Source organism: Citreicoccus inhibens (assembly GCF_019039035.1).
Classification (GTDB): domain Bacteria; phylum Myxococcota; class Myxococcia; order Myxococcales; family Myxococcaceae; genus Citreicoccus; species Citreicoccus inhibens.
The window spans coordinates 15,557-40,495 of the sequence record NZ_JAHNZT010000015.1 but is presented as its reverse complement, the minus strand read 5'-3'; the positions used below and the strand labels follow the sequence as shown (position 1 = coordinate 40,495).

The window sequence follows — 24,939 nt, the reverse complement described above, 5'->3', positions numbered from 1 at the left end:
ACGCGAGCAAGGTATGGCGGGTGGAAAGTCGAAGGGGCTGGGCAGCGAGCCCGGGGTGAAGATCATCGCCGAGAATCGGCGTGCGCGCTTCGACTACACCGTGGACGAAAAGGTGGAGGCCGGGCTGGAGCTGACCGGGAGCGAGGTGAAGGCGCTCCGAGACGGGACGGCCAGTCTGGCGGACGCCTATGCACTGCCGAAGGGCGCCGAGCTGTTCCTGCTCAACGCCCACATCGGCTCCTACAAGGCGGCCAGCGTCTTCGACCACCTGCCCACGCGAGGCCGCAAGGTGCTGATGCACCGCGCGGAGATCGATCGCTGGACGGCGAAGGTGCGCGAGCGCGGTTATTCCATCATCCCGCTTGTGCTGTACTTCAAGAAGGGGCGCGCCAAGGTGGAGCTCGGTCTGTGTCGTGGCAAGACGCACGACGACCGGCGGCAGGACATCAAGGAACGGGAGACGAAGCGGGAGTTGGATCGGGCCATGCGCCGACGGTGAATCACGCGCCCGAAATACTTCCCGCCGAACAAGCCGGATGGACAAGAAGGTTCTCGACAAGAAGGAGCGGCTGCTGGCCGCGCTCGACCAGGGGATGGTGATGATCCGCCTGGACGCGCGCCGTCCCGGCGTGCTCGTGCCCCCGTCGCTGAGAGGCGAGGCCGACGTGCGGCTCAACCTCTCCTACCGCTTCGACCCGCCGGACCTCGCGGTGGGAGAGTGGGGCATCCGCTCCACGCTCAGCTTCGCGGGGTCGCGCTTCACCGTGGCGGTCCCCTGGTCCGCGCTGTTCGAGATCTCCAGCCACGTGACGCGCGAGTCGTGGCTGTACCCCGACGACCTCCCGCCCGAACTCTTCGCGCAGCCGCCCATGACGGCCGCGCGCCCCCCCATGCCCGTGCCGGTGCCCGTGGCCTCCGAGCGCCCGCGCCCGTTCCTCCGCGACGTGTCGAGCGAGCGGACCGAAGAGCCCCCCGTGAGCCCTGTGACTCCCGAAGGGCCTCGCGACGAGCCGCCCACGCCGCGCCGCGGTCACCTGCGCGTCGTGAAGTAGCCTGGGCTCAGCGCTGGAGCCGGACGTTGAGGTCCACCGGCTCCGCGCCCGTGAACGTCCCCTTCCATGTGCGGTACCCCTTGAGCTTGAGCTGCACGGGGATGGGGTGGTCCGGGTAGACGTTGTCCATCATGAGCGGCGTCGTGCCCACGGACACGCCATCCACCAGCACGGTGGCGCCGTCCGGCTCGCTGCGGATGGTCAGCATGGGGTTGCCGCCGCCTCGCAGGGCCCGCTCCACCTGCAGGTGGAGCTGGGACCAGAGCCACACGCCCGCCCCCGCGAGCAGCGCGGCGATGCAGACCGCGATGACGAGCCCACCCCAGCGGCGCCGTGCCCGCGCGGGTGCGGTCGGGTCCACGTCCCACGTGCTCTCGGGACGAGGCGCCCGGGCCTCCAGCTCCAGCGCGCCCCCCGGCGTGTCGAGCACGCTGGGTTCCGCCGAATCCGTCCGAGCCGCCCGGTGGTCCTCCGCGAGCAGCAAGGGCTCTTCGGCGGGCGGAGGAGGCAGGGGCGCGGAGGCGGCGGACTTCAGCGCGAACGCTGCCGCGTGAGGCCTCGCGCCGCAGCGAGCACACGGCCCCTCGTCGGAGTCACGCGCGGCGCCGCAGTGCGCGCAGGGGCGCAGCAGCGCACCGCTCGCGCTCAACGCGGGGCCTCCCGGCAAGGGCTCCCACGCGGGTTCGCCGTCCTCCGCGTGGGGCGAGGTGCCCGGCGCGTCGTCGTGAGCTGCGTGAGGAGGAGGCGAGGGCGGCCGATTCCTAGGCGTCACGCGAGGCACTCCGAGGCGCGTCAGCCCTGGGGCTGGGTGATGTCGCGCAGGTGCTTCCAGGGATAGATGCCGGTGTTGTGCTGGTCGCTGAAGACGAAGGCCAGCGCGTAGTTGCCCACCGGTTGCACTTGCAACACGCGCAGGTCCGCTGGCACCTTCGCCGGGTCCAGCGTGCGTTTGTTCGTCCACTCGTCCACGCACGCGGCGCAGGGGCACTGCTGACGCAGCACCTGCGCGGTGGCGGTCGTCTGCACTCCGTCATCCCAGGTGAGCGTCAGGCGCTGGGCATCCGGCGACAGCCGGGCGTCCGTGGCGGTGACGGGCTTGGGGGCGGGCTTGATGCGATCCCAAAAGCTGCTCAACGGTCCACCTTCCGAAGTCTCGACAGCGAGGAGCCCTCCCTACCATCCTTCCGGCTCTGGTGGGGGGCAAGCCCGAGGGGCCGCTATGAGGCCAGCTTGACGGGCAGTCGATGTCCCTCCAGCCGGACGCCCTTCTGCCCCAGCACCCGCCGCAGCGCGAGCACCACCCGAGGATCCAACTGGGCGCCGCTGAGGTTGTCGAGAATCTCCATGGCCTTCTCGAGCGGCATGGCCTTCTGGTACGGGCGCGTGGAGGTGCACGCATCGAAGGTGTCCGCGCACGCCACGATGCGCGCGAGCAGCGGGATGTCCTCGCCCTTCATGCGGTCGGGATAGCCAGTGCCGTCCCAGCGCTCGTGGTGGTGCCGCACGCACGCGCGCACCGCGCCCAGGAAGCTCACCGGCCCGATGATGGCGTCACCGATGGACGGGTGCTCGCGCATGATGGCCATCTCCTGGTCCGTCAGCCGCGACTGCTTGCAGAGGATGGACTCCACGATGCCAATCTTACCGATGTCGTGGAGGATGCCGCCGTACTGGAGCTGGCGCAGCTCGCGCTCCGTCAGGCTCATCTCGCGGCCAATCTCCACCGCCACGTCGCCCACGCGCTGGCTGTGACCGCGCGTGTACGCGTCCTTCGAGTCGATGGAGTTGGCCAGCGCGACGATGGTCTCCAGGTAGCCCTTCTCCAGGCTCTCGTAGAGGCCGCGGTTCTCCAGGTCGTAGGCCATGAGCTGCTTGCTCATGTAGTTGAACGTCTGGGCCAGCTCCCCCAGCTCGTTCTTCTGGCGGATGTCCACCTCGACGCCGAACTTGCCGTGCGCCAGCTCCAGCGCGCCGGCGATGAATCCCTTCAGCGGACGCGTGAGGGTTCGCGAGAACACCGCCGCCAGCGCGAGCGCCACGCCCAGCGCGCCGCCCAGGCCCAAGAGGATGCGGCGCTCCATGGTCTCCACTTGCCGGTACGCGTGCTCCACGGGCTGCTCGGACACGATGGCCCAGCCCGCCTCGGGCAGCACCGTGTACGCGGCCACCACCGCGTCGCGGCCCTCGCCGAAGTTGCCCACGTGGAACAGCTCCGTGTCCGGCGAGCCCGCCAGTTGTTTCAGCAGGTGCGCCACCGGGCTGCGCTTGGACACGTCATCGCCCACGCGCCCCAGGTCGCCACCGCCCGTGATGAGGTGCCCATGGCGGTCCGCCAGGTACGCGAAGCCCGTGCTCCCCACGCGCTCCTGCGCCAGCATCTGCCGCAGGTTGGAGAGCGTGATGTCCGCGGCGATGTAGCCCTGAATGGGCTCGCCCACCGGGAAGGCCAGCGTCACCACGGGCCCGCCCCCTCCCGCGGGCATCACCACGTCGGAGAGGCGCAGGTCCGTGGGGTCGGTGTCGAGCAGGGCGCGAGCGCGCTCCTCGTGTTCGGCCACGGCGCTGGGGGACACGTCGTGCACCGCGAAGGCCTGGAGCCCAGGCAGCCGCTGCTTGTTCGCGCCGAACGCGGTGATGGCGAGCACCTCCGCGCGTTGGGTCAGCACCGCGGCGAGGTGCGAGCGCTGGGCGTCGCGCGGCAGCTCGAAGAAGCCGCCCGGCACGCGGGCCAGCCCCATCACCAACTGCGCGGGCTCATCGAGGAAGTTCTCGGCCTTGAGCCGCAGCTGCTTCACGCGCTCCTGGGCCAGCTCCTGGGCGTCGCGCACGAGCAGCTCGCGCGTGTGGGTGACCGAGAGGTAGCCCACCATCATCGTGGGGACGATGGCCGCCACCGACATCAGGAGGAGAATGGCTTTGAACAGGCGCACGGCGGGGCTCCTCGCAAAGGGCTACTTCTGCCAGCCCTGCTTCACCTTCACGTTGAGCTCGAGCGTGTTCGCGGCCAGCTCGAAATGCCGTGCCACCGAGGGCCCCGACCTGCCCCGCGCCGGACTCAGCGCCCGCACCGTCCAGCGGTAACGTCCTGCGGGCAGTCCGGGCAACACGAGTTGCAGCGCCGTCACCGCCTGCTTCACCACGGGCGCCCCGCCACGTCGGGTCGCGGGCTCCGCGAGGACCTCCACCTCGTACTCGTCCGCACCCTCCACGGCCGCCCAAGCCAGCGTCACCGGCCCGAGCAGTCCCTGCTCCGGACGGAACGCGAGACGTCGGTTGTCCGCGGGCTGCGAGGGCTCGGGCGCTTCGGGCGGCTCGGGAACGCTGGCGCCCTGACGCACGAGGACGCGCTCGCCCTGCGTCACCGTCCGGCTGGTGTTCTTCGCCTCCACGGTGACGGGGGGACCCTGCCGGTTGATGATGGTGGTGCTGCCGCCATCGCCGCCCACCTCGACGGTGAAGTTCGAGGGTTGCGGCGGGTTGAGCAGCGCCCAGACCTCGTCCGCCATCCGGATGGCCTCGCCGTAGCGCGCGCGCTGGAAGTGCGCTTCCGCATCCTTCAGGCGCGCCTCGGCCTGGTTCCGTCGCGCCTCGTCCTGTGCGCCCTGCACGGCGGTGCGTGAAATCTCCAACGCCTTGAGGGCCGTCTGCCGATCCGGCCCGGGCACCTTCAGCGGCGTGCCAGCGGGCACCGAGTCCGTGGTGAGCTGATTGAGGGCCTTGAGCTCACTGGCGCTCCCTCCGTCCAGGGCGCGCGCGGCCACCTCGTCGAGCGTCTCATGCTCGCGGACCACCACCGTCGCGGTGGGCGCGGGGGCGGCCCCCAGCCAGGCGGTGAGCAAGAGGGCGGCCTTCATTGGAATTCAATCTTCCTCCCGGCGCGCACCGTGGCGGCCGGAGTGGTGACGGACAGGGACTGGGTCGCGGGCTGCTCCAGTGAGGCGTCGATACGGCCCCGAAGGACGGTGACGTCCGTTCGGAGTTTGGTCTCGGCGATGCCAATCAGCGAGTCGCCCCCCAGATGCACCGTGCTACCGCTGGCGAACACGACCTGGGCGCCCGCGCCTGCTTCTGTTCGCACCTTGTCATTCTCATAGAGCGCCTGACCCTCGCGCGCGGCGCTCCACTCGTCGGCGCTGGCCCGCTTGATCTGGACGTCGCCCTTGAGCTCGCGCAGGTGCGCCCGCGCCACGGCGGCGGGCACGGGCGCGGAGACGGACGCCGACGGCTTCTCCTCGGCGGAACAGCCGGGTGTCAGGGCCGGGAGCGCGAGCGCGAACAACATGGGAAGCCAGCGTCGTCCGTTCACGAGGGGAAGGTTCCGGAGGCCACAGTGTAGCCAGGACAGGCCGGGAAGGGGGACCGGACCGGACACCTTAGTCCAGCCGACGGTGCTGGAGGCACGGCAGGTTGCGTCGAATGCGCCCCAAGAGCTCCGGGTCCACGGGCGCCACGGCCAGTCCCTCGCCCTCCGAGGCCCTCGCGGTGACGAGCCCCCACGGGTCCACCACCATCGCGTGGCCGTAGGTCATCCGGTTGGCCGAGTGCTTGCCGCCCTGCGCGGGCGCCAGCACGTACGCCTGGTTCTCGATGGCGCGCGCGCGCAGGAGGACCTCCCAGTGGTCCTTCCCGGTCATGAGGGTGAAGGCGGCGGGTACGGCCAGCAGGGTGGCCCCGTCGCGAGCGTGGCGACGGTACAGCTCCGGGAAGCGCAGGTCGTAGCAGACGCTCAGACCCAGGCGGCCCACCTCCGTGTCGGCGACCACGACCTCGGTGCCCGGCGCCACGGCGGCGGACTCCTGGTAGGTGGCCCCATCACCCACATCTACGTCGAACAGGTGCATCTTCCGGTAGACGGCGAGCCGCTCGCCGCCCGGCCCGAACAGGACGCTGGTGTTGTAGAGGCGACCCCCAGGCGCGCCGGTCTCCAGCACGGAGCCCGCCAGCAGGGTGACCTTCCGGGCCCGAGCCAGCTCCGCCATGCGGCTGAGCGTGGGCCCCTCCAGGGACTCGGCGGCGCCGGGACGCTCCGGCTCGGGACCCATCCAGGCGAAGTTCTCCGGCAGTCCGACCAGGCGGGCTCCCAGGTCGACGGCTTGATTGACGAGGCGGGTGGCGGTCTCGAGGTTGTGGACCTTGTCCGCGGTGGACACCATCTGGGCGGCGGCGACGAGGTGCATGGGGACGTTATATCTCCCTGCACACGCGTAAACCCCCGGGAATCCTCGCGCGGCGAAGGCGAGGTGCGGGAAGGCGAGGTGCGTCCTTCCTTTACACCCCGAGGGAGCGTGTGTTACGGACGCCCCCGACATTTTTCGACGCAGTTCCTTTCGAAAAGTGGGCCGCCGTGCCCGCTTTTTGCGTTTTTGGAGACACGCTTCCCGGTATGGAGTCGAAGAACCTCAAGCAGACGGTGGAGGAGCGGGCCCTCGCGGCGCTCGATCCCATCGTCGCGGCCGAAGGCCTGGAGCTGGTGGACCTGGAGTTCGTCCGCGAGCGCGAAGGCTGGGTGCTTCGTCTCTTCATCGACAAGCCGGGTGGGCGGGTGGGGCTGGACGAGTGCAGCCAGGTGTCGCGCGCCGTGGATCCGGTGCTCGACGTGGAGGACTTCATCCCCCACGAGTACAGCCTGGAAGTGTCCAGCCCCGGGGTGAACCGGCCCTTGAGCAAGCCGGCGCACTTCGAGCGGGTGAAGGGCCAGAAGATCAAGGTGAAGACCTTCGGCCCCCTGGGCGAGCCTCCACGCAAGAACTTCACCGGCACGCTCACCGAGGTGGCGGCCGACGCCATCTCGGTGGACGTTGAAGGGGCGGGAAGCTTCCGCATCGCCTTCAAGGACATCGCCAAGGCCCATCTGGAGTTCGAGTTCTAGACGTCGACATACAGGGCGCCCCGTTCGTGCCGGGGCACCCGTGGACCCTTTCGGAGAAGACCATGCCCACGCAAGCCAACCCGGCCGTCAACCTCAACCTCGTCCTCGATCAGGTCGCCAAGGACAAGGGCATCGAGCGGTCCGTTCTCATCGCCACGCTGGAAGACGCGATGAAGACCGCGGCGAAGAAGCACTTCGGCCAGGACCGCAACCTCGAGGCCAAGTACGACGTCGAGAAGGGGGTGGTGGAGCTGTTCCAGGCCATCACCGTCGTCGAGGAGATCACGGATCCGGTTCAGGCGGTGAACCAGATCACCATGGCCGAGTCCCACAAGAAGGGCATGGAAGTGGAGCCCGGTGACGAGCTCGTCTTCCAGATCTTCTACCGCGATGAGGACGCCGCCGAGGCGAAGGCGCAGGACGACCAGTACGGGGACATCCTCCGCCTGAAGACGTTCCGCCGGGGCTTCGGCCGCATCGCCGCGCAGACGGCCAAGCAGGTCATCCTCCAGCGCACGCGCGACGCCGAGCGCGAGAACGTCTTCAACGAGTACCGCGACCGCAAGAACGAGATCGTCACGGGCATCGCCCGCCGGTTCGAGCGCGGCAACATCATCGTGGACCTGGGCCGCGCCGAGGCCGTGTTGCCGGTGCGCGAGCAGGTGCCGCGCGAGACGTACCGCCCGGGCGACCGTGTCCAGGCCTACGTGCTGGACGTGCTGCGCGAGTCCAAGGGACCGCAGATCGTCCTCAGCCGCGCGTCGGTGAACCTGCTCACCAAGCTCTTCGAGATGGAAGTCCCGGAGATCGCCGAGGGCATCGTGGTCATCGAGGCGGCGGCGCGCGAGCCGGGTGGCCGCGCGAAGATCGCCGTGTCCAGCCGCGACTCGGACGTGGATCCGGTGGGCGCGTGCGTGGGCATGAAGGGCAGCCGCGTGCAGGCGGTCGTGCAGGAGCTGCGCGGCGAGAAGATCGACATCGTCCCGTTCGACGAGGATCCGGCCCGCTTCGTGTGCTCGGCCCTGGCCCCCGCGGAGGTCAGCCGCGTCATCATCGACGAGGCCAACCACGCGATGGAGCTCATCGTTCCGGATGACCAGCTCAGCCTGGCCATTGGCCGGCGCGGTCAGAACGTGCGCCTGGCGGCGCAGCTCACGGGCTGGAAGCTGGACATCAACAGCGAGAGCCGCGTGCGCGAGATGCGCGAGTTCGCCAACCGCTCGCTGGGCTCGCTGCCGGGCGTCAACGAGATGCTCATCGAGACGCTCTACGCGCACGGCTTCCGCCAGGCCAAGGACGTGGCCGAGGCGAACGCCGAGGTCGTGGCGCAAATCCCGGGCATCGATCCGGCGCGCATCCCGGCCATGCAGGAGGCCGCGCGCAAGCGGATGGCCGAGGACCACGCGGAGCTGTCCCGCATGGACTACGAGCGGGAGCAGGCCCGACTGGCCGAGGCTCGCCGCCACCCGGACGAGCTGTCCCAGGCCGAGCGCATGGCGCGCGTGCGTGGCGTCGGCGAGAAGACCATCGAGCAGCTGATGCTGGCGGGCTACCGCACGGTGGAAGACATCGCCAACGAGAAGGATCTGGCGAAGCTGGGCGATGTGCCCGGCGTGGGCATCAAGAAGGCCCGCCAGTTGAAGAGCGCGGCAGAGAACTACCTCGTGGAGGAGGCCAAGCTGCGCGCCGAACTGAATGCCGAGCGGGGGACGATGACTCCTCCCGCGGAGCCGTCGGGCGGCGCGGACGTCACCAAGTCACCGTAAGCTAGGAGGAAGGGGCGATGCGGCGAGCACCCGGCCGCTCTGCGGATTATAGGACGGAGTCCGTTGCGTCAGGCCCGATGCGCGCATGCGTCGGGTGCGGTTTGCGGCGACCCCAGGCGGAGCTGACCCGGTTCGTGGTAGGTCCCCAGGGCGTCGTGGTCGCGGACGGGAAACGGAGACTGCCCGGAAGAGGTGCGTACCTCTGCGGTGCCGGTTGTCTGACGGCGGCGCTGAAGCGGAAGGCGTTTGGACGTGCCTTTCGTGGAAAGGCGGGGCAGGTTGACCCGTCGCAGCTCGGGCGTGCATGGAAGCCTGGGTCAGAGGGTGGTGGTGGGGTGTCGGGGGGGAGTGGGGGTTAAGGACCACTCGCACACATTTTCGGGTTTGGACTAGGGTGCTGCGCCCCGGTATCGGCGGAGCAGAAGGCCAATCAAAGTATGTCGAAGAAGCGCGTCCACGAAATCGCCAAGGAGCTCAAGAGCCACGGGATTGAGCTCGACAACAAGGAGGTCGTCACCGAGCTCGCTGGGCTCGGTTACGACGTCAAGAGCCACTCGTCCTCGCTCGATGACGACCAAGCGACCGCTGCCGTCCAGAAGATCTTGGACAAGCGCAAGCCCAAGCAGGCCGCTCCTCCCGTGGCGGCCAAGGGCTTCGTCGTGCGCCGCAAGGTGGGTCCGCCCGCTGGAGCGTCCGCCGACTCGATGAGCGAGGGGGCGCACGGCGCGGCCGAGTCCGCTCCAGATGCGTACGAGCCCGCCATGGAGGTGCCCGCCGCTGTCGAGGCCGAGCCCGCCCATGTGGCTGCGCCGTCTGCGGCCGAGCCTCCTCCCTCTGTCGAGGTGCCCCACGCCGTCGAGGCCCCGGTGTCCGAGGCTCCGGCCGCGGTCTCCGCGCCCCAGGCACCTCCTCCCGCCGCTGCGGCGACCCCGGCCCCTGAGGCCCCGGTCGCGGCGGCGACTGCAACCCCTTCACCGACTCCCGCCCCCACGCCGCCCCCGGCGGTGGAGGCTCCTCGCGCAGCGGCGCCGCCTCCGGCCGCGCCTCCGCGCACGCCTGCCCAGGAGAGTACCCACTTGCCCCAACCCCCCTCGCGTTCACCTGTCCCGCCCACCGTTCGGACGCCTTCTTCTTCCTCGTCGACGTCCGCGACGGTCATCTCCCGCGGCTCCGGCTACGTGCCGCGCGTCGGTGGACCTGGGGGCGGACGGCCGGGTGGACCCGGTGGCCAGGGTGGTCGTCCGGGTGGTCCCGGTGGCCCGGGTGGACGCCCGGGTGGACCCGGCGGCCCGGGTGGTCGTCCGGGGGGGCCTGGTGGCCAGGGCGGACGCCCGGGTGGGCCCATGCAGGGACGTCCAGGTCAGGGCCCCGTGCGCCCCTCGAGCCCGCTCCAGGCGACGGGTTCTCCTTCGTCGCAGCCCGCGGCGCCGGGCGCTCCCACCATCATGGTGGGCGGCATCCCGCACGCCCCGGTGGCGCCGGGCGCCGCTCCGGCGCGCCCCACGGCCACGCAGGCCGTCGTCATCTCGCGTCCGCTCATCCAGGTTCGCCGGGTGACGCCGACCACGACCCAGGCCAAGCAGTACCCCATGGCCCCGGGTCGCACGGCGCTCGGCACCGAGAAGCGTGAGTACAAGGTCGTCCCGGATCACCTGGGCCGTGGCCGCGAGCTGGTGGACGTCTCCAAGAACAAGGAGCGGGGCCAGCGCAAGCGCACGGGCGGTGAGACCACCAGCGTGTCGAAGCAGGAGCTGTCCGACATGGTCTGGGGGCGGGTCGCCATCCCCATTCGCGGCAAGAAGAAGAAGCCGACGAAGAAGGGCGCCAAGACCCAGATCACCCAGATGGCCGAGGAGAAGAAGGTCATCAAGCTCCAGGAGGGCATCAGCGTCTCCGACCTGGGCCAGCGCATGGGTGTGCGCACCGCGGACATCATCAAGAAGCTGATGGGCATGCAGAAGATGGCCACCGCGAACCAGGTCATCGACGCGGCCACCGCGGAGCTCATCGCCGTCGACTACGGCTGGAAGGTCGAGCGCGTGGGCTTCGAGGTGGAGGACTACCTGCCCGAGGTGGTCGCCCGTCCCGAGGACGAGCGTCCGCGCCCGCCGGTCGTCACCATCATGGGCCACGTCGACCACGGCAAGACGAGCCTCCTGGACGCCATCCGGCAGGCCAACGTGGCGAGCGGCGAGGCCGGTGGCATCACCCAGCACATCGGCGCGTACAGCGTGACGACGTCGCGCGGTGACGTGACGTTCCTGGATACGCCGGGCCACGAGGCCTTCACGTCCATGCGCGCTCGCGGCGCGAACGTGACGGACATCGTGGTGCTGGTGGTGGCCGCCGACGACGGCGTGATGCCGCAGACGGTGGAGGCCATCAAGCACGCGAAGCAGGCCGAAGTGCCCATCGTCGTCGCCATCAACAAGATCGACGTGCCGGGCGCCAACCTGGACCGCGTGAAGAAGGACCTAGCCAACCACGAGCTGACGCCTGAAGAGTGGGGCGGCGACACCATCATGGTGCCCGTGTCGGCCAAGACGAAGCAGAACCTGGACCTGCTCCTGGAGAACCTGGCCCTGCAGGCCGAGGTGCTCGAGCTGACGGCCAACCCGACGCGTCCGTCGGTGGGCGCCATCGTCGAGGCGAAGCTGGAGCGCGGCCGGGGCCCGGTGGCCACGGTGCTGGTGCAGGAGGGCACGCTGAAGCTGGGCGACGCCATCGTCACCGGAACGCACTACGGCCGCGTCCGCGCGATGAACAACAGCCGCGGCGAGCAGGTGAAGGAAGTCAAGCCGGGCTACTGCGCGGAGGTCGTCGGCCTGTCCGGCGTGCCCACCGCGGGCGACGCCATCAACGTGGTGTCCGACGAGAAGGCGGCCAAGCAGATCGCCGAGCACCGCGGCATGAAGGAGCGTCAGTCCGAGCTCAGCAACGTCAGCCGCGAGTCCCTGGAGCAGTTGTTCGCCAAGACGAAGGCGGGCGGCGGTCCCAAGGAGCTGCGCGTCGTCATCAAGGCGGACGTGCAGGGCTCGGCCGAGGCCGTGCGTCAGGCGGTGGAGAAGCTGTCCACCCACAAGGTCCGGACGGAGATCATCCAGACCGGCGTGGGCGCCATCACCGAGACGGACGTCATGCGCGCGGGCGCCTCGAAGGGGCTCGTCGTGGGCTTCAACGTGAAGCCGGAGTCCGGCGCGGAGGCCGCGGCCAAGGCGCAGGAGGTGAAGCTCCAGACGTACTCCATCATCTACGAGCTCATCGACGGGGTTCGCACTCGGATGGAGGAGCTCCTGGAGCCCATCCGCACCGAGCGCAAGCTGGGTCGCGCGGAGGTGCGCAACACCTTCAACGTGCCCCGCCTGGGAACGATCGCCGGTGCCGCCGTGTTGGATGGCGTCATCAAGCGTGGCTCGCTCGTGCGCCTCATGCGCGAGAACAAGCAGCTGTTCGCAGGAAAGATGGCCTCGCTGCGTCGCTTCAAGGATGACGTCAAGGAGGTCGCGCAGGGCTTCGAATGCGGTATCGGCATCGAGAACTTCAACGACCTCAAGCCCGGTGACATCATCGAGGCCTACGAGATCGAAGAGACCCGCCAGAGCCTCAACTAGCCGAGGCGCTGAGCACCCTCGACGCCCCCTGGGAAGGAACCCAACCTTCCCAGGGCTGACGATGCTGCGACGACCGCCTCTTGAGTGGGCGGTCGTCCAGCATGGGGGACATTCATGTTTGTAGGTGTTGCACGCCTCACCCTTCAGATTCCGGACAGCGCGTCGCTGAAGTCCAAGCGACAGGTTCTCCGCCGGGTGATGGAGCGCGTGAAGGCCCGCTTCAACGTGGCCGTGGCCGAGGTGGATGAGCAGGATCTCTGGCAGAAGGCCGCGGTTGGGCTCTCCGTGGTCGGCAATGACCGCCGCCACGTGGACGAGCAGATGGAGAAGATCATCCACTTCGTGGAAGAGATGTACGTGGCGCCCCTGATGGCTCGGGAGACGGAGATTGTCGCCTTTGGCGATCAGCTCTTCTCCGGAGAGGGCGCGACGGAGCGCGTTCGCACGGCGCGCCAGCCGGCGGTGGATGCGGACGAACCCGCGTCTGCCGAGGCGGCGAGCGCGCACACCGAAGCGGCGATCGCCCGGTTCCTGCGCGGCGACCGCTCGCTGGCGGAGGCCGAGGGGATGGGGACGTGGGAGGAGCGGCATGACGGGGCCTCGTCCGGCCCTGTGGTGCGCCCGGTGCCCGGTGGCGCTGAGATGACCCTGGACGAGGCGCGGGCCCGGGCCCGCTCGCTGCGCAACCCACGAGATTGGGAGAAGAAATGACGACGCATTCACGCCCTGAGCGCGTGGGACAGGAAATCCAGGCGGCGGTGGCCGATCTGCTGGCGCGAGGCTCGCTGAGGGATCCCCGCATTGGCTACATCACCATCACCGGCGTGAAGGTCTCTCCGGACCTGCGCGTGGCCCGTGTGTACTACTCGATGCTTGGCACCGAGAAGGAGCGCTCCGACACGCAGGAGGGGTTGGATGCGGCGAAGGGCTTCGTGCGGCGCGAGGTGACGTCGGTGGTGAAGCTGCGCGTCTCGCCGGAAATCTTCTTCTCCTTCGACGCATCCATTGGCGAGGGCGACAAGATCGATCGTCTCCTGCGCGAGGTCCGAGGCAAGGAAGGCTGGTAGTTCCTCGCTCGGCCCCCCATCATAGGTACGGCATGGACGGCGTCCTGGTCATCGACAAGCCGACTGGACCCACGTCATTCGACGTGGTCCGGCAGGTGCGCACCCTCCTGAAGGTGAAGAAGGCGGGCCACACGGGGACGCTGGACCCCATGGCCACCGGCGTGCTGCCGGTGTGCCTGGGAGATGGCACCAAGGTGGCGGGCTACATCACCGAGGGCGACAAGGCCTACGACGCCGTCGTTCGCCTGGGGCAGGAGACGGACACCCAGGATGCGCAGGGCAAGGTGCTCGCGACGGCGCCCGTGCCCGCGCTCACCGCCGCGCTGCTGGAGTCCGCGCTCGCGTCCTTCCGAGGCACGTTCGAGCAGGTGCCGCCGATGTACTCGGCGGTGAAGGTGGCGGGCAAACGGCTCTACGAGCTGGCTCGGGCTGGTGAGGAGATCGAGCGGGCCAGCCGCACCGTGACGGTGTACGAGCTGGTGCTGCGCGACTTCTCGGCGGATCGCCTGTGGCTGTCCGTGCGCTGCTCCAAGGGCTTCTTCGTGCGCACGCTGGCCTCGGATGTGGGGCGCGCGCTCGGGTGCGGGGCGCACCTCGAGTCGCTGCGGCGCACGGCCAGCGGTCCCTTCACGCTTGCGCGAGCCCTGCCGCTCGCGGAGCTGGGGGCCCTGGCGGCGGCGGGCGCGGTGGCCGGGCGACTGGTCTCCATGTCAGACGCGCTCACGGAGCTGCCCGCGGTGCGCGTGTCCGCGGAGGACGCGCGCCGCGTCTCGCACGGCGTGCCCGTGGAAGTGGCGCCGGCGCCCGGGCGGGTCCGGGTGCTGGGGCCGGAGGATGCGCTGCTCGCGGTGGGCGAGGTCGTCTCGGGGCGGCTGCGCTACCTGCGCGTGCTCGTCTGACGGAGTCGCGGCCCGTGTTCCCCTCCCAGGAAGTGACAGTGGTGGTGGCCCCCGCGCTGCGTGGCGCCTTCGATGGCCGGCGCGAGCTGCGCCTGGGGGTGCCGGTCCCCTCGTCCGTGGGCGACGTGGTGGAGACCCTGCTGAAGCTCTATCCCAGCGCGCGCAAGCTCCTGCTGAGTGAGCGGGCGAGCGGGCCTGCCGTCTACCTGCACCTGGCGCTGGATGCGGGCGCGGGCGAGGCCTGGGGGCACGAGGTCTCCGAGCCCGCCCCGGGCCGCACGCTGTACGTCTTCGCACTGTCGCGCCCGTCGCCTGGTGGGCGGGCGTCGATGGTTGACCCTACGGGGTGTGAAGCTTATAAGCCCCCCGCTCGTTAGAAGCACATGGCCGGGTCTGTACCCCTCCGCGGACCCAGGCGACGCGAGCAGTTACCCCGGAGCGGGCACGAGGTTGATGTCCATGTCGTTGCATCACGAGCGCAAGACCGAGCTGGTGTCGAAGTTCCGGACCCACGAGACGGACACGGGTTCTCCCGAGGTGCAGGTGGCGCTGCTGTCCGAGCGCATCAACATGCTCACCGAGCACTTCAAGACCCACAAGAAGGACCACCACTCTCGGCGCGGTCTGCTGAAGCTGGTGGGCCAGCGCCGCCGGCTGCTGGACTACCTGAAGACGAAGGATGTGGCCCGATACAAGAAGCTCATCGAGGGCCTCGGCATCCGCAAGTAAGCAGTTGAAGCACCCGGGGCGCTGGCACACACCAGCGCCCCGCGCGTTTTGAAGCGGAAGTAGACGTCGCAGTACGGAGGGGAACGGGCGGGCAAGGGAGTGGTGCCGGCGGGGTTTTTGGTTTCCGTTCGGACCGGCCGACCTGAAGTCTGGGGTGGGCGGGTGCGATCAGGGATCAAGAGTTCCGCGACATCCCTCCGGCGCTCCGCAACGGAGCCCTTCGCAGTACAGGCCGCGGTTGCCTGTCATGCGCCTGTCCCAGGCCCTGGCGACCGCTCAATCCATGAAGGCCCCTTCCGGGCGGCCCGGCCCCACCATGGGGTGGCCGTGTCTGGCGCGGGTCTTCGCCCCCAGCAGGACACAGAGGCGTGAAGGACATGCTGAAGAAGAGCGTCAAGATTGGCGAGAGCGAGCTGAGCATCGAGGTGGGTCGTCTGGCCAAGCAGGCCGACGGTGCCGTGGTGGTTCGCTATGGCGACACCATGCTGCTCGTCACGGCGGTGAGCGCGCGAGAGAAGAAGGACGTCGACTTCCTCCCGCTCACGGTGGAGTACCAGGAGAAGCTGTACTCGGCGGGCCGCATCCCCGGCAGCTACTTCAAGCGCGAGGGCCGGCTGACGGAGAAGGAGACGCTGGCCAGCCGTCTGGTGGACCGCTCGTGCCGCCCGCTGTTCCCGGAGGGGTACGCGTACGAGACGCAGGTCATCGCGAGCGTCATCTCCGCGGATCCGGAGAACGAGGGTGACATCCACGGCATCACCGGCGCGTCCGCGGCGCTGTGGGTGTCGGACATCCCGTTCAACGGTCCCATCGCGGGCATCCGCGTGGGCCGCGTCGCAGGTCAGCTCGTCGCCAACCCCACGCTGAAGCAGCGGGAGCAGAGCGACCTGGACCTGGTGATGGCCGTCAGCCGCGAGGCCATCGTGATGGTGGAGGGTGGCGCCGAGGAGGTCAGCGAGGCGGACATGGTCGCCGCGCTCGAGTTCGGCTTCAAGTCGGCCCAGCCCGCGTTGGACCTGCAGGACGAACTGCGCCGCGAGCTGAAGAAGACGGTGCGCGCGTTCGACAAGGGCGCGGCGGTGGATGACGCCCTGCGCGCCAAGGTGCGCGAGCTGGCGATGGACGGCATCAAGGCCGGCTACGCCGTGAACGAGAAGGGCGCTCGCTACGAGGCGCTGGGCAAGGCGAAGAAGGAGGCCGTGGCCAAGCTGAAGGAGCAGATGGGCGACACCTTCACGCCGCTCGTCGAGAAGCACGCCAAGGCGGTGGTCGAGGACCTGAAGTACGAGCACATGCGCGAGCTCACCGTGAACGGTGGCCGCATCGGTGGCCGCGGCCACGACGTGGTGCGCTCCATCACGTGCGAGGTGGGCGTGCTCCCGCGCACCCACGGCAGCGCGGTGTTCACCCGTGGCGAGACGCAGGCGCTCGTGGTGGCCACGCTCGGCACCAGCGAGGACGAGCAGCGGCTGGAGCTGCTGAGCGGCATGGCGTTCAAGCGCTTCATGCTGCACTACAACTTCCCGCCGTTCAGCGTGAACGAGACCAAGCCTTTGCGCGGCCCGGGCCGGCGTGAGATTGGCCACGGCGCCCTGGCGGAGCGCGCGCTGCGCAACATGGTCCCGAAGAGCGAGTCGTTCCCCTACACGGTTCGCCTCGTGTCGGACATCCTCGAGTCCAACGGCTCCTCGTCCATGGCCTCGGTGTGCGGTGGCACGCTGGCGCTGATGGACGCGGGCGTCCCCATCAAGTCGCCGGTGGCCGGCATCGCCATGGGTCTGGTGAAGGAGGGCGAGAAGATCGCCATCCTGTCGGACATCCTCGGTGACGAGGACCACCTGGGCGACATGGACTTCAAGGTCTGTGGCACCACGAAGGGCATCACGTCCATCCAGATGGACATCAAGATCACCGGCCTCACCACGGAGATCATGAGCCGCGCGCTGGAGCAGGCGCGCCAGGGCCGCATCCACATCCTGGGTGAGATGCTCAAGACGCTGGCGGTGCCGCGCAAGGAGATCAGCCAGTACGCGCCGCGCATCACGACCATCCAGATTCGTCCCGAGTTCATCAAGAACGTCATCGGGCCGGGCGGCAAGGTCATCAAGGACATCATCGCCCGCACGGGTGCCGCGATTAACATCGAGGACACCGGCCGGGTGGACATCGCGAGCGCCAACGGCGATTCCGTGAAGGCCGCCATCGCGATGATCCAAGCGCTCACGCGTGAGGCGGAGATCGGGAAGATCTACACGGGCACGGTGCGGAAGATCGCCGAGTTCGGCGCCTTCGTGGAGCTGTTCCCGGGCACCGACGGCCTCATCCACATCTCCGAGCTGTCCGACAAGCGCGTCAAGAGCGTGTCCGACGTGCTGAAGGAGGGCGACGAGGTGCTGGTGAAGGTCGTCAGCATCGACAAGACGGGCAAGATTCGTCTGTCGCGCAAGGAGGCCATGGCCGAGCGCGCCGCCACGCAGCAGCAGGGCGCCGAGGCCGTCGCCGCCACCCCGACGGCCACGCAGCCGGACGCGAAGGCCTAGGCCTCTCGCTTCGCGCGGTGACTTCGCCCCTTTCCGCCACGGCGCGGGAAGGGGCGTTTTCTTTTCCGACGGTCCGCGCTTAGACCGGCGATGGGGGCTCGTGCGTAGACTCGGGCGCGCCATCATGGAGGGCCTTCGTGTCGACTCGACCTCCCGCCGCTTCCGAGCGGCCATCCAGCTTCTTGAGCGACGTGTCGAGCCTGTTGGGCGGCTTGCGCTGGGTGTTCATGCCGCTGGGCCTGCTGGCGCTCGTCGCGGTGGGCGTGCACGCGGCGGCGGACACGCTGGATGACCGGTTGTTGTGGGCGGTGGACCGAGCCGATGCGGCGTTCGACCACGTCGTGGGCCGCTGGGATGCCACCGCGTTCCTCGTCGACTGGGTGTCCCTGGCACAGCGCACGCGCATTGCTCGCGCGTTGGCGCTGGCGTGGGAGCTGTCCGCGGACCTGCTGCTGGCGCTGCCCGCGCTGGGCTACCGCGAGCGTGCTCCCGCGACCGGGGCCGAGGCCTGGCGCGCGGCCCTGGGGCAAGAAGCGTCGCCTTCGTGGCGTGCCCTGTGGCGACGCTGCCTTCGCCAGCCCACCCCGATGCGGTGGATCCGCCCGCTGGCCACGGCGGCGGTGGCGCTGGCGGGCGCGTGCGCGGTGGCGCGACTTGTCCAAGGAACGGTGTACTTGTCGTGGCGTGAGTTGATGGGCGATGGCGCGGCGAATGTGGCCGCGCGAGGACTCGCGGTGGGCGCATTGGGCGGTGTGCTGACGTCGCTGGGCTGGCGCGCGGTGCTGCGCAACCTCCAGCACGCGGATGCGGTCTGCGCGGCGGAATCAGGCCGGCGCGCGTGGACGCGGGGGCTCTTCGGGTGCGCGCTGGTGGTTCCCCTGGCGATCGCGGCCGTGGCGGATGGCTCGCCCGTGCTGTCCTTCCTGCGGTGACGAGGGGCCATGTTCCTGCGACGCTCCAAGGGGCTGCTGGACTTCGCGATGGCCGTGCTCTGCATCTGGGCCGCGTACCACCACACGCCCGCGGGCGCGCTGGCTCGACGCGCGGGGGCTTGGGCGTTGGGCGTCCGCACTTCGGCTCGGCCGTTGCTCGCGTACTACGACGGCGGGGCGGACTCGGAGGGGCCCGCCGCGGTGGGGGCTCCCGAGGGCGCGCTCGCGCACCCGCTGTCGGATGAAGAGGCCCTGGCGTGGGGCGTTCACCTGGCGCTCACGGGGATGGAGCCGCGTGCGCGGGAGCGTGCACTGGGGGCGGCCGAGGCGCTGGGGCTCACTCCCTCGCTGCTGCTCGATGCGCGTGAAGGACCTGGGACGGCTCGGCGGTTGCTCACGTTGCTGACGGCGGACTTTCCCGGCGAGGAGGCTCGGCTGACGGCGGCCTTCGCGGGGACCGCGCCCGCGCGCTACGCGGTGGAGCGGGTGCGCGCGGAGGGCCAGGCGCCGACGCTGGAGCGCCTCGCTCGGCAGCTTCCGCCTGGATTCGAGAGCGCGTCCACGGGGGCGGCTCGGGCGCTGGCGCTCGCCACGGCCTTCGCGCTGGCGTGGCCCGTGCCGGAGGGGACTCCGGTGACGAGTCCCTTTGGCTATCGCGTGCACCCCGTGCTGGGCACTCGCAAGCTGCATACGGGGGTGGACCTGGGCGTGCGCTCGGGCACCTCGGTGGTGGCGGTGGCCTCGGGCGTGGTGCGCCGGGCGAGTGAGGACGCGGTGAATGGCCGCGTGCTCGTGGTGGACCACGGCCGGGGCGTGACGACGGCGTACTGCCACAACTCGGAGCTGCTCGTCCGGGTGGGGGAGCGCATCGAGCGGGGGCAGGTGATTGCCCACTCCGGCAGCACGGGGCGCTCCACGGGGCCGCACCTGCACTATCAACTGGAACTGGCCGCGCAGCCGGTGGACCCGCTGTGCTTCCGGACCCATGTGCGCGTGGCCGGGGGCGCCACGGAGTTGTGACCTTCCGGAGTCAGGGCGTGGGTGACCTCTCGGGTGGAGCCAGGAGGGCGCCCGTGGTAGTGCGCGCCCATGTCTTCCCCGCTCACGTTGAAGGTGCGCCGCGTCCGCGCGCACACGGACCCACTGCCCCTGCCACGCTACGAGTCGGCGCAGGCCGCGGGGCTCGACCTGCGGGCCGACATCGAAGGGGAGCTGGTGCTCGGGCCCCTGGAGCGGAAGAGGGTCCCCACCGGGCTGGCGCTCGCCCTACCGCCCGGGTTCGAGGGGCAGGTCCGCCCCCGCTCGGGGCTGGCGGCGCGCCATGGCATCACCCTGCTCAATTCTCCCGGGACGGTGGACGCGGACTACCGAGGCGAGGTGCAGGTCATCCTGGTGAACCTCTCCCAGGAGGTGTTCACCTTGCGCCGCGGCGACCGGGTGGCCCAACTGGTGGTGGCGCCGGTTACCCAGGTGGCGCTGTGCGAGGTGGAGGTCCTGGACGCCACCGAGCGGGGGGGCAACGGGTTCGGCTCCACGGGGCTCTGACGACCTGCGTCGCAACGTCGTTCCTTGAAGGCCGGGGAGCGTGCAGAATATGAGGTTCTGGCCGTCCGCAGAGGCGGCCCGCCTGGCCCTGGAGTCCGACCCCTTTGCTCTGCTACCGCTGCGGCAGTCACGTCCCCGAGACGTCCGACACGTGTCCAACTTGCGGCCTCAAGTCCGACGCCGCCGCGCGCCAGGCCGCTGGCGTCGCGCGCAAGCGGGGAGGGGACAGCGCGCCCTACAAGCCGGGAGATGTCGTCGCCGGCCGCTATGCCATCCAGGAGCTGGTGGGCTCGGGGCCTTTGGGCTTCGTGTTCCGCGCGCAGGACCAGCAGATTGACGTGGAGGTGGCGCTCAAGGCCATCCAGTCCCGGCTGGTGCAGCAGCCCGAGGAGCGCACGCAGTTCTCGCTGTCGCTGCGCGTGGGCAAGAAGCTCAACCACCCCAACCTGGCGCGCGTCTACGAGGAGGGCCTGGATGGGGACCGGCCGTTCTTCACCATGCAGCTGCTGGAGGGCACCTCCCTCCGTCGGATGATGGAGCAGCGTGCGCAGCGCGGGCTCCTCTTCTCCATGAAGGAAGTGGAGCCGCTGCTCGCGCAGATGGCGGCGGCGCTGGATGGGGCGCACCGCTTCGGGCCGCATTCGGACCTGAAGCCGGAGAACGTCCTCGTCCTGCCGGACATGGTGAAGGTGACGGACTACGGCCTGGGGCTCGCCGTGCCGCACCTGCCCTTCGCGCAGGCGCAGAAGGGGCACCGCGCGGACATCTACATCGCGCCCGAGTACATGAACGGCGGCGAGCTGGACACGCGCATGGACGTGTACTCGCTTGGCGTCATCGTGGGCGAGATGATCACCGGGCTGGTTCCGGATGGGAGCATCCCGGAGCTGCTGGTGAAGCACCCGGACCTCCCGCCGCACTTCGAGGCGCTCTATCGCCGCGCCCTCAACGGCAATCCGTTGGCGCGGCCCAAGACGGCGGGCGAGTTCCACGCCGAGTTCGTCAACGTAATGCAGCGCTCGCCCGCGGCCGCGACCCGCGCGCGCGCCGTGCCGAGCGCCGAGTCCCTGGCACAAGCCGCCGCTGCCCGCGCCGCGAGCCGCCTGCCGCCGCCCGTGCCCACGGGCTTGTTGCCGTCGATGGAGAGCAGCGAGCCATTCCCGGTCGCCGCGCCGCGCGTGCCCGCGCCACCTCCCGCGATGGAGGAGGACGAGCCGCCCCCGGATGCCACGCAGCCGCTCGATGCGGCGACGCTGGCGATGATCCTCAACGCGCAGTCGAAGTCGAAGGGGCTCGGGGGCGACGGGGCTCCGGCCGCGACGCTTCAGGACCTGCACCTGGTGGCGCGTGCGGCCGCAGAGCCGGCGCCCGATGCTCGCGCCGCGCAGCGGGCTGACTTCGACACGCGCGCCTCGCCGCGCGCTGCGCCAGTGGCCGATGGGCGCCCCGCTCCGCGAGGCGAGTCCGCGCCCGACGGTCGTTCCTCGCCGTCACCGGAAGCGCGTCCGCCCGCCCGGCCCGAGCCCGCGCCGGCGCCGCGGGCCGAGCCTCCGCCCGATGGGCGTCAGGCCGCCCGTGCTGCTCCGGAGCCCGCGCGTCCCCCGCAGCCTCGTCCCGGGGATGTGGCCACGTTGCAGGACATGCGCTCGGTTCCTCGGGGCCCGGCGCGTACGCTGGACACGATGCAGAGCGCTCTTCGCGCGTCGTCCCGCGCGGCGGGTGAGGCGTCGACCTCGGGCATGCGCACGGCGCCGCGCAACATGGACTTGTCTCCGTCGATGTCCGGGGCCCGCGCGGCGCCCAAGCTGCCGCCGGGGTCCACGGGCGCGCTGCGCATGGCCCAGGTGGCGCGGGCGGCGCGCGCGCGCTCGCGGGCCATCATGTGGCTCGTCATCCTCGGCGGCGCGGGCGTGGGCCTGGGCGCGGGCGGCGGATGGCTCGTGTTGCATCGCCGGGCTCAGCAGGTCGAAGCCGCGTCGGTGGGGCCGGGCGCCGCCGTTCCCGCGCGGCCCGCGCCCTCCGCGACGGGAGAGCCGGCGGGTGGCGTGCCGGTGGCGGTGGTGCCCTCGGAGCGGTGCCCGGTGGGGATGAAGTGGGTGAGCGGCGGGACGTTCAAGATGGGGACCCCGCCCGACGACAAGCTCGCCTTTGTCGACGAGCGGCCGCTCCAGAACGTGCAGGTGGCGTCCTTCTGCGTGGATGAATACGAATACCCCAACCGCGCGGGCGAGCCTCCCCGTGTGCAGGTGAGCTGGGAAGAGGCGAAGTCGCTGTGCGAGAGCGAGGGCAAGCGGCTTTGCACGGAGGAGGAGTGGGAGAAGGCGTGCAAAGGCCCTGGCAACGCGCGCTTCCCGTACCGCACCGACAACGGCTCGACCTTCAACCCGGACGCGTGCAACACCGAGGACCGGGCCAAGAAGGACCGCGCACTGGCGCCCTCTGGACAGTTCAAGCAGTGCAGATCGGGATATGGCGTTGCGGACATGTCCGGCAACGTGGCGGAGTGGACGGCCACGCGACATGGTGCGAACGCGGGCTTCACCCAGAAGGGCGGCTCTTTCGATGGGCCGGACTACGCCGTGCGGTGCTCCGCGCGAAAGAACGGAGTGCCCGAGGAGAAGTCGGACATGATCGGGTTGCGATGCTGCGCGGGCGTGGGCCCATGAGCCGACGGGCCCTCGCGTTCCTTGTCGCTCTGCTGCCGGTGGCGGTCTTCGCGCAAGGGGCTTCCGGGCCGGCGCGTCCGCTCGTGGTGGCGGTGAAATCCGCGAACCTGGCGCCGTACGCGTCGCTGGTCGCGGGGTTCTCGTCCGAGGCGCGAGCCGAGGTCTCGGAGGTGCTGCTGGAGGACAATGCCGCCTCCGCGGCGCGCACCTTCAAGAAGCTGTCACAGCAGAAGCCCGCCCTCGTGCTGGCGCTGGGGCCGCTCGCGGCCAACGCCGCCCGGCGCTCGCTGGGCGAGGACGTCCCTGTCCTCTTCGTCATGGTGCCGTACTACGAGAAGTACGGGCTGGAGGGCCCCAACCTCACCGGCATCTCACTCACGAGTGACTTCGTCCCGGAGCTCTCCGCGCTCCAGGCCACGGCGCCGCAGGCTCGGCGCGTGGGCATCGTGCATGACCCGCGCTACTCGGCGGCCACGGTGACGCGCGCCCAGGCGGCGGCCACGTCCCTGGGGATGTCCATCGTCCCGCTCGAGGTCGATTCGCAGGCGCGCGTCGACAAGGTGCTGGAGGGCGCGGCCGGCAAGGTGGACGGCCTCTTGATGGTGGCGGACAAGACGGTGGGCAACGCCTCCGTCGTGCAGGCGCTCATCGCGTTTTCCGGCGCCCGACGAGTTCCGCTCGTCGCGCTCACGCCCAGCCAGGTGAAGGAGGGCGCCATGCTCGCGCTGTCTCCGAGTCCCCTGGCCATCGGTCAGCAAGCAGGGCGGCTGGCCAATCGCATCATCCACGAGAAGGTTGATCCCGGGGCGCTGGCGGTGGCGTCACCCGAGGGGCTCGACCTGTCCATCAACCTCACCACCGTCAAGAAGTTGGGTCCGTCCTGTGACGCCGCGCTGGAGTTGCTCCGGTTCGCGGCGCGCAAGGACTTTGCCGTGAAGGTCTACGAGTGATTCCCCGATACAGCCGCAAGGAGATGGCCTCCCTCTGGTCCGACGTCGCCCGCTACCGCCGCTGGCGGGACGTGGAGCTGGCCGCGCTGGAGGGCATGGTGGAGGCGGGCCTGGCGCCGCGCGAGGCGCTGGTGGACTGCCTGGCCCGCGCCGGTGACTTCACCCCCGAGGACGCGGCGCGCATCGAGGAGATCGAGCGGGTCACCAAGCACGACGTCATCGCCTTCCTCACGTTCATGGAGGAGCGGGTGGGGCCCAGCGCGCGCTGGCTGCACCTGGGCATGACGTCCTCGGACGTGCTGGATACGTCGTTGGGCATGACCATGCGCGACGCCATGGACCTCATCCTCACGGGGGTGGACCGGGTGATGGCGGCGGTGGAGAGGCGCGCGTTCGAGCACAAGAACACGCTGCAGATGGGTCGCAGCCACGGCATCCACGCGGAGCCCATCACCTTCGGGCACAAGCTGGCCATCTGGTACGACGAGCTGCGCCGAGGCCGTGAGCGCCTCATGCACGCGCGGGACACCATCGCGGTGGGCAAGATTTCTGGCGCGGTGGGCACGTTCGCGCACCTGCCTCCGACGGTGGAGGCGCACGCGTGTCAGAAGCTGGGCTTGAAGCCCGCGCCCGCGTCCAGCCAGGTCATCCAGCGCGACCGTCACGCAGAGTTCTTCACGGCGCTGGCGCTGCTCGGGTCGAGCATCGAGAAGTTCGCGGTGGAAGTCCGCCACCTGCAGCGCACGGAGGTGCGCGAGGCGGAGGAGGCGTTCACGCCGGGCCAGAAGGGCTCCAGCGCGATGCCCCACAAGCGCAACCCCATCCTCTCGGAGAACCTCACGGGGCTGGCGCGATTGCTGCGCGGCTTCGCGGTGAGCGCCATGGAGGACGTGGCGCTGTGGCACGAGCGGGACATCTCGCACTCGTCCGTGGAGCGCGTGATTGGTCCGGACGCCACCATCCTCATGGACTTCATGCTGCACCGCTTCGCGGGCCTCATGGAGAACATGCGCGTCTACCCGGAGCAGATGCAGAAGAACCTGGACCTGCTCGGCGGCGTGGTGAACTCGCAGCGGCTGCTGCTGGAGCTGGCGCGCAAGGGCATGGACCGGCAGGCCGCGTACGTCATCGTCCAGCGCAACGCGATGAAGATGTACGAGGAGGGCGTGGACTTCCGCCAGGCGCTGCTCGCGGACGCGGACCTGCGCAAGATGATGAGCGCCGAGGAGATCAGCGACTGCTTCTCCCCGGGCTACCACACGCGGCAGATGGATGAGATCTTCCGCCGCGTGTTCGGCCGGAGCGCCTAGTTC

General features: G+C 70.0%; 24 protein-coding genes. 18 read left to right on the top strand and 6 right to left on the bottom strand.

Going from position 1 to position 24,939, the window contains the following annotated elements; all coding sequences use genetic code 11:
• Window positions 1–13 precede the first annotated feature (13 nt).
• Both smpB and KRR26_RS19000 read left to right on the top strand, forming a co-directional pair.
• Window positions 14–499, top strand: a complete 486-nt coding sequence (gene smpB / locus KRR26_RS19005; protein WP_120202095.1) for an SsrA-binding protein SmpB — start codon at window positions 14–16, stop codon at window positions 497–499.
• Window positions 500–536: 37 nt separating this feature from the next.
• A complete protein-coding gene (locus KRR26_RS19000; protein WP_120202093.1) occupies window positions 537–1,052 on the top strand; it encodes a ClpXP protease specificity-enhancing factor SspB in 516 nt (171 codons plus the stop codon).
• Between the two features lie 7 nt (window positions 1,053–1,059).
• Here the strand turns inward: KRR26_RS19000 and KRR26_RS37655 are convergent, their stop codons facing one another.
• From KRR26_RS37655 to KRR26_RS18970, 6 genes are all read right to left on the bottom strand, one after another.
• Entirely contained in the window at window positions 1,060–1,824 is a 765-nt protein-coding gene (locus KRR26_RS37655) for a PEGA domain-containing protein (protein WP_147422869.1), read from the bottom strand.
• A gap of 20 nt (window positions 1,825–1,844) precedes the next feature.
• Window positions 1,845–2,186: a DUF971 domain-containing protein gene (locus KRR26_RS18990; RefSeq protein WP_120202089.1), complete on the bottom strand. Its 342-nt coding sequence runs from the start codon at window positions 2,184–2,186 to the stop codon at window positions 1,845–1,847.
• 83 nt (window positions 2,187–2,269) lie between these two features.
• Complete coding sequence (locus KRR26_RS18985) at window positions 2,270–3,982, bottom strand: HD domain-containing phosphohydrolase (RefSeq protein WP_120202087.1); 1,713 nt, start codon at window positions 3,980–3,982, stop codon at window positions 2,270–2,272.
• 21 nt (window positions 3,983–4,003) lie between these two features.
• Entirely contained in the window at window positions 4,004–4,906 is a 903-nt protein-coding gene (locus KRR26_RS18980) for a LysM peptidoglycan-binding domain-containing protein (RefSeq protein WP_120202084.1), read from the bottom strand.
• Window positions 4,903–5,334, bottom strand: a complete 432-nt coding sequence (locus KRR26_RS18975; protein ID WP_199723662.1) for a FecR domain-containing protein — start codon at window positions 5,332–5,334, stop codon at window positions 4,903–4,905. Before KRR26_RS18975 ends, KRR26_RS18980 begins: the two co-directional genes overlap by 4 nt.
• A gap of 91 nt (window positions 5,335–5,425) precedes the next feature.
• Complete coding sequence (locus tag KRR26_RS18970) at window positions 5,426–6,229, bottom strand: carbon-nitrogen hydrolase family protein (protein ID WP_120202079.1); 804 nt, start codon at window positions 6,227–6,229, stop codon at window positions 5,426–5,428.
• A gap of 206 nt (window positions 6,230–6,435) precedes the next feature.
• Between KRR26_RS18970 and KRR26_RS18965 the strand changes: the two genes are divergently transcribed.
• From KRR26_RS18965 to purB, 16 genes are all read left to right on the top strand, one after another.
• On the top strand, window positions 6,436–6,921 hold the full coding sequence (locus KRR26_RS18965; RefSeq protein WP_120202077.1) for a ribosome maturation factor RimP: 486 nt from the start codon (window positions 6,436–6,438) through the stop codon (window positions 6,919–6,921).
• 62 nt (window positions 6,922–6,983) lie between these two features.
• Window positions 6,984–8,687: a transcription termination factor NusA gene (gene nusA / locus KRR26_RS18960; RefSeq protein WP_120202074.1), complete on the top strand. Its 1,704-nt coding sequence runs from the start codon at window positions 6,984–6,986 to the stop codon at window positions 8,685–8,687.
• 17 nt (window positions 8,688–8,704) lie between these two features.
• Window positions 8,705–9,046: a YlxR family protein gene (locus KRR26_RS18955; protein WP_120202072.1), complete on the top strand. Its 342-nt coding sequence runs from the start codon at window positions 8,705–8,707 to the stop codon at window positions 9,044–9,046.
• Between the two features lie 78 nt (window positions 9,047–9,124).
• Window positions 9,125–12,298: a translation initiation factor IF-2 gene (infB, locus tag KRR26_RS18950; protein ID WP_120202070.1), complete on the top strand. Its 3,174-nt coding sequence runs from the start codon at window positions 9,125–9,127 to the stop codon at window positions 12,296–12,298.
• A 114-nt stretch (window positions 12,299–12,412) separates the two neighbouring features.
• The gene (locus KRR26_RS18945; RefSeq protein WP_120202068.1) at window positions 12,413–13,009 is read left to right on the top strand and encodes a DUF503 domain-containing protein; all 597 of its coding nucleotides are present in this window, start codon (window positions 12,413–12,415) and stop codon (window positions 13,007–13,009) included.
• On the top strand, window positions 13,006–13,365 hold the full coding sequence (rbfA, locus tag KRR26_RS18940; protein ID WP_120202066.1) for a 30S ribosome-binding factor RbfA: 360 nt from the start codon (window positions 13,006–13,008) through the stop codon (window positions 13,363–13,365). The genes KRR26_RS18945 and rbfA overlap by 4 nt, the downstream gene beginning before the upstream one ends.
• 32 nt (window positions 13,366–13,397) lie before the next feature.
• The gene (gene truB, locus KRR26_RS18935; RefSeq protein WP_120202064.1) at window positions 13,398–14,264 is read left to right on the top strand and encodes a tRNA pseudouridine(55) synthase TruB; all 867 of its coding nucleotides are present in this window, start codon (window positions 13,398–13,400) and stop codon (window positions 14,262–14,264) included.
• 14 nt (window positions 14,265–14,278) lie between these two features.
• Complete coding sequence (locus tag KRR26_RS18930) at window positions 14,279–14,641, top strand: ubiquitin family protein (RefSeq protein ID WP_217080468.1); 363 nt, start codon at window positions 14,279–14,281, stop codon at window positions 14,639–14,641.
• 82 nt (window positions 14,642–14,723) lie between these two features.
• Complete coding sequence (gene rpsO / locus KRR26_RS18925) at window positions 14,724–14,993, top strand: 30S ribosomal protein S15 (protein WP_120202356.1); 270 nt, start codon at window positions 14,724–14,726, stop codon at window positions 14,991–14,993.
• A 377-nt stretch (window positions 14,994–15,370) separates the two neighbouring features.
• Window positions 15,371–17,533, top strand: a complete 2,163-nt coding sequence (gene pnp / locus KRR26_RS18920; protein ID WP_120202354.1) for a polyribonucleotide nucleotidyltransferase — start codon at window positions 15,371–15,373, stop codon at window positions 17,531–17,533.
• Between the two features lie 137 nt (window positions 17,534–17,670).
• Window positions 17,671–18,465 carry a hypothetical protein gene (locus tag KRR26_RS18915; RefSeq protein WP_217080467.1) on the top strand — a complete coding sequence of 265 codons (795 nt, stop codon included), beginning with the start codon at window positions 17,671–17,673 and terminating at the stop codon, window positions 18,463–18,465.
• A 9-nt stretch (window positions 18,466–18,474) separates the two neighbouring features.
• A complete protein-coding gene (locus KRR26_RS18910) occupies window positions 18,475–19,485 on the top strand; it encodes a M23 family metallopeptidase (RefSeq protein WP_217080466.1) in 1,011 nt (336 codons plus the stop codon).
• 69 nt (window positions 19,486–19,554) lie between these two features.
• The gene (dut, locus tag KRR26_RS18905) at window positions 19,555–20,010 is read left to right on the top strand and encodes a dUTP diphosphatase (protein WP_120202056.1); all 456 of its coding nucleotides are present in this window, start codon (window positions 19,555–19,557) and stop codon (window positions 20,008–20,010) included.
• A gap of 104 nt (window positions 20,011–20,114) precedes the next feature.
• The gene (locus tag KRR26_RS18900) at window positions 20,115–22,676 is read left to right on the top strand and encodes a bifunctional serine/threonine-protein kinase/formylglycine-generating enzyme family protein (protein WP_120202053.1); all 2,562 of its coding nucleotides are present in this window, start codon (window positions 20,115–20,117) and stop codon (window positions 22,674–22,676) included.
• Window positions 22,673–23,626 carry an ABC transporter substrate-binding protein gene (locus KRR26_RS18895; RefSeq protein WP_120202352.1) on the top strand — a complete coding sequence of 318 codons (954 nt, stop codon included), beginning with the start codon at window positions 22,673–22,675 and terminating at the stop codon, window positions 23,624–23,626. Before KRR26_RS18900 ends, KRR26_RS18895 begins: the two co-directional genes overlap by 4 nt.
• Window positions 23,623–24,936 (top strand): adenylosuccinate lyase, encoded by a 1,314-nt coding sequence (purB, locus tag KRR26_RS18890; protein WP_120202051.1) that lies wholly within the window; start codon window positions 23,623–23,625, stop codon window positions 24,934–24,936. The genes KRR26_RS18895 and purB overlap by 4 nt, the downstream gene beginning before the upstream one ends.
• Window positions 24,937–24,939: the final 3 nt, after the last annotated feature.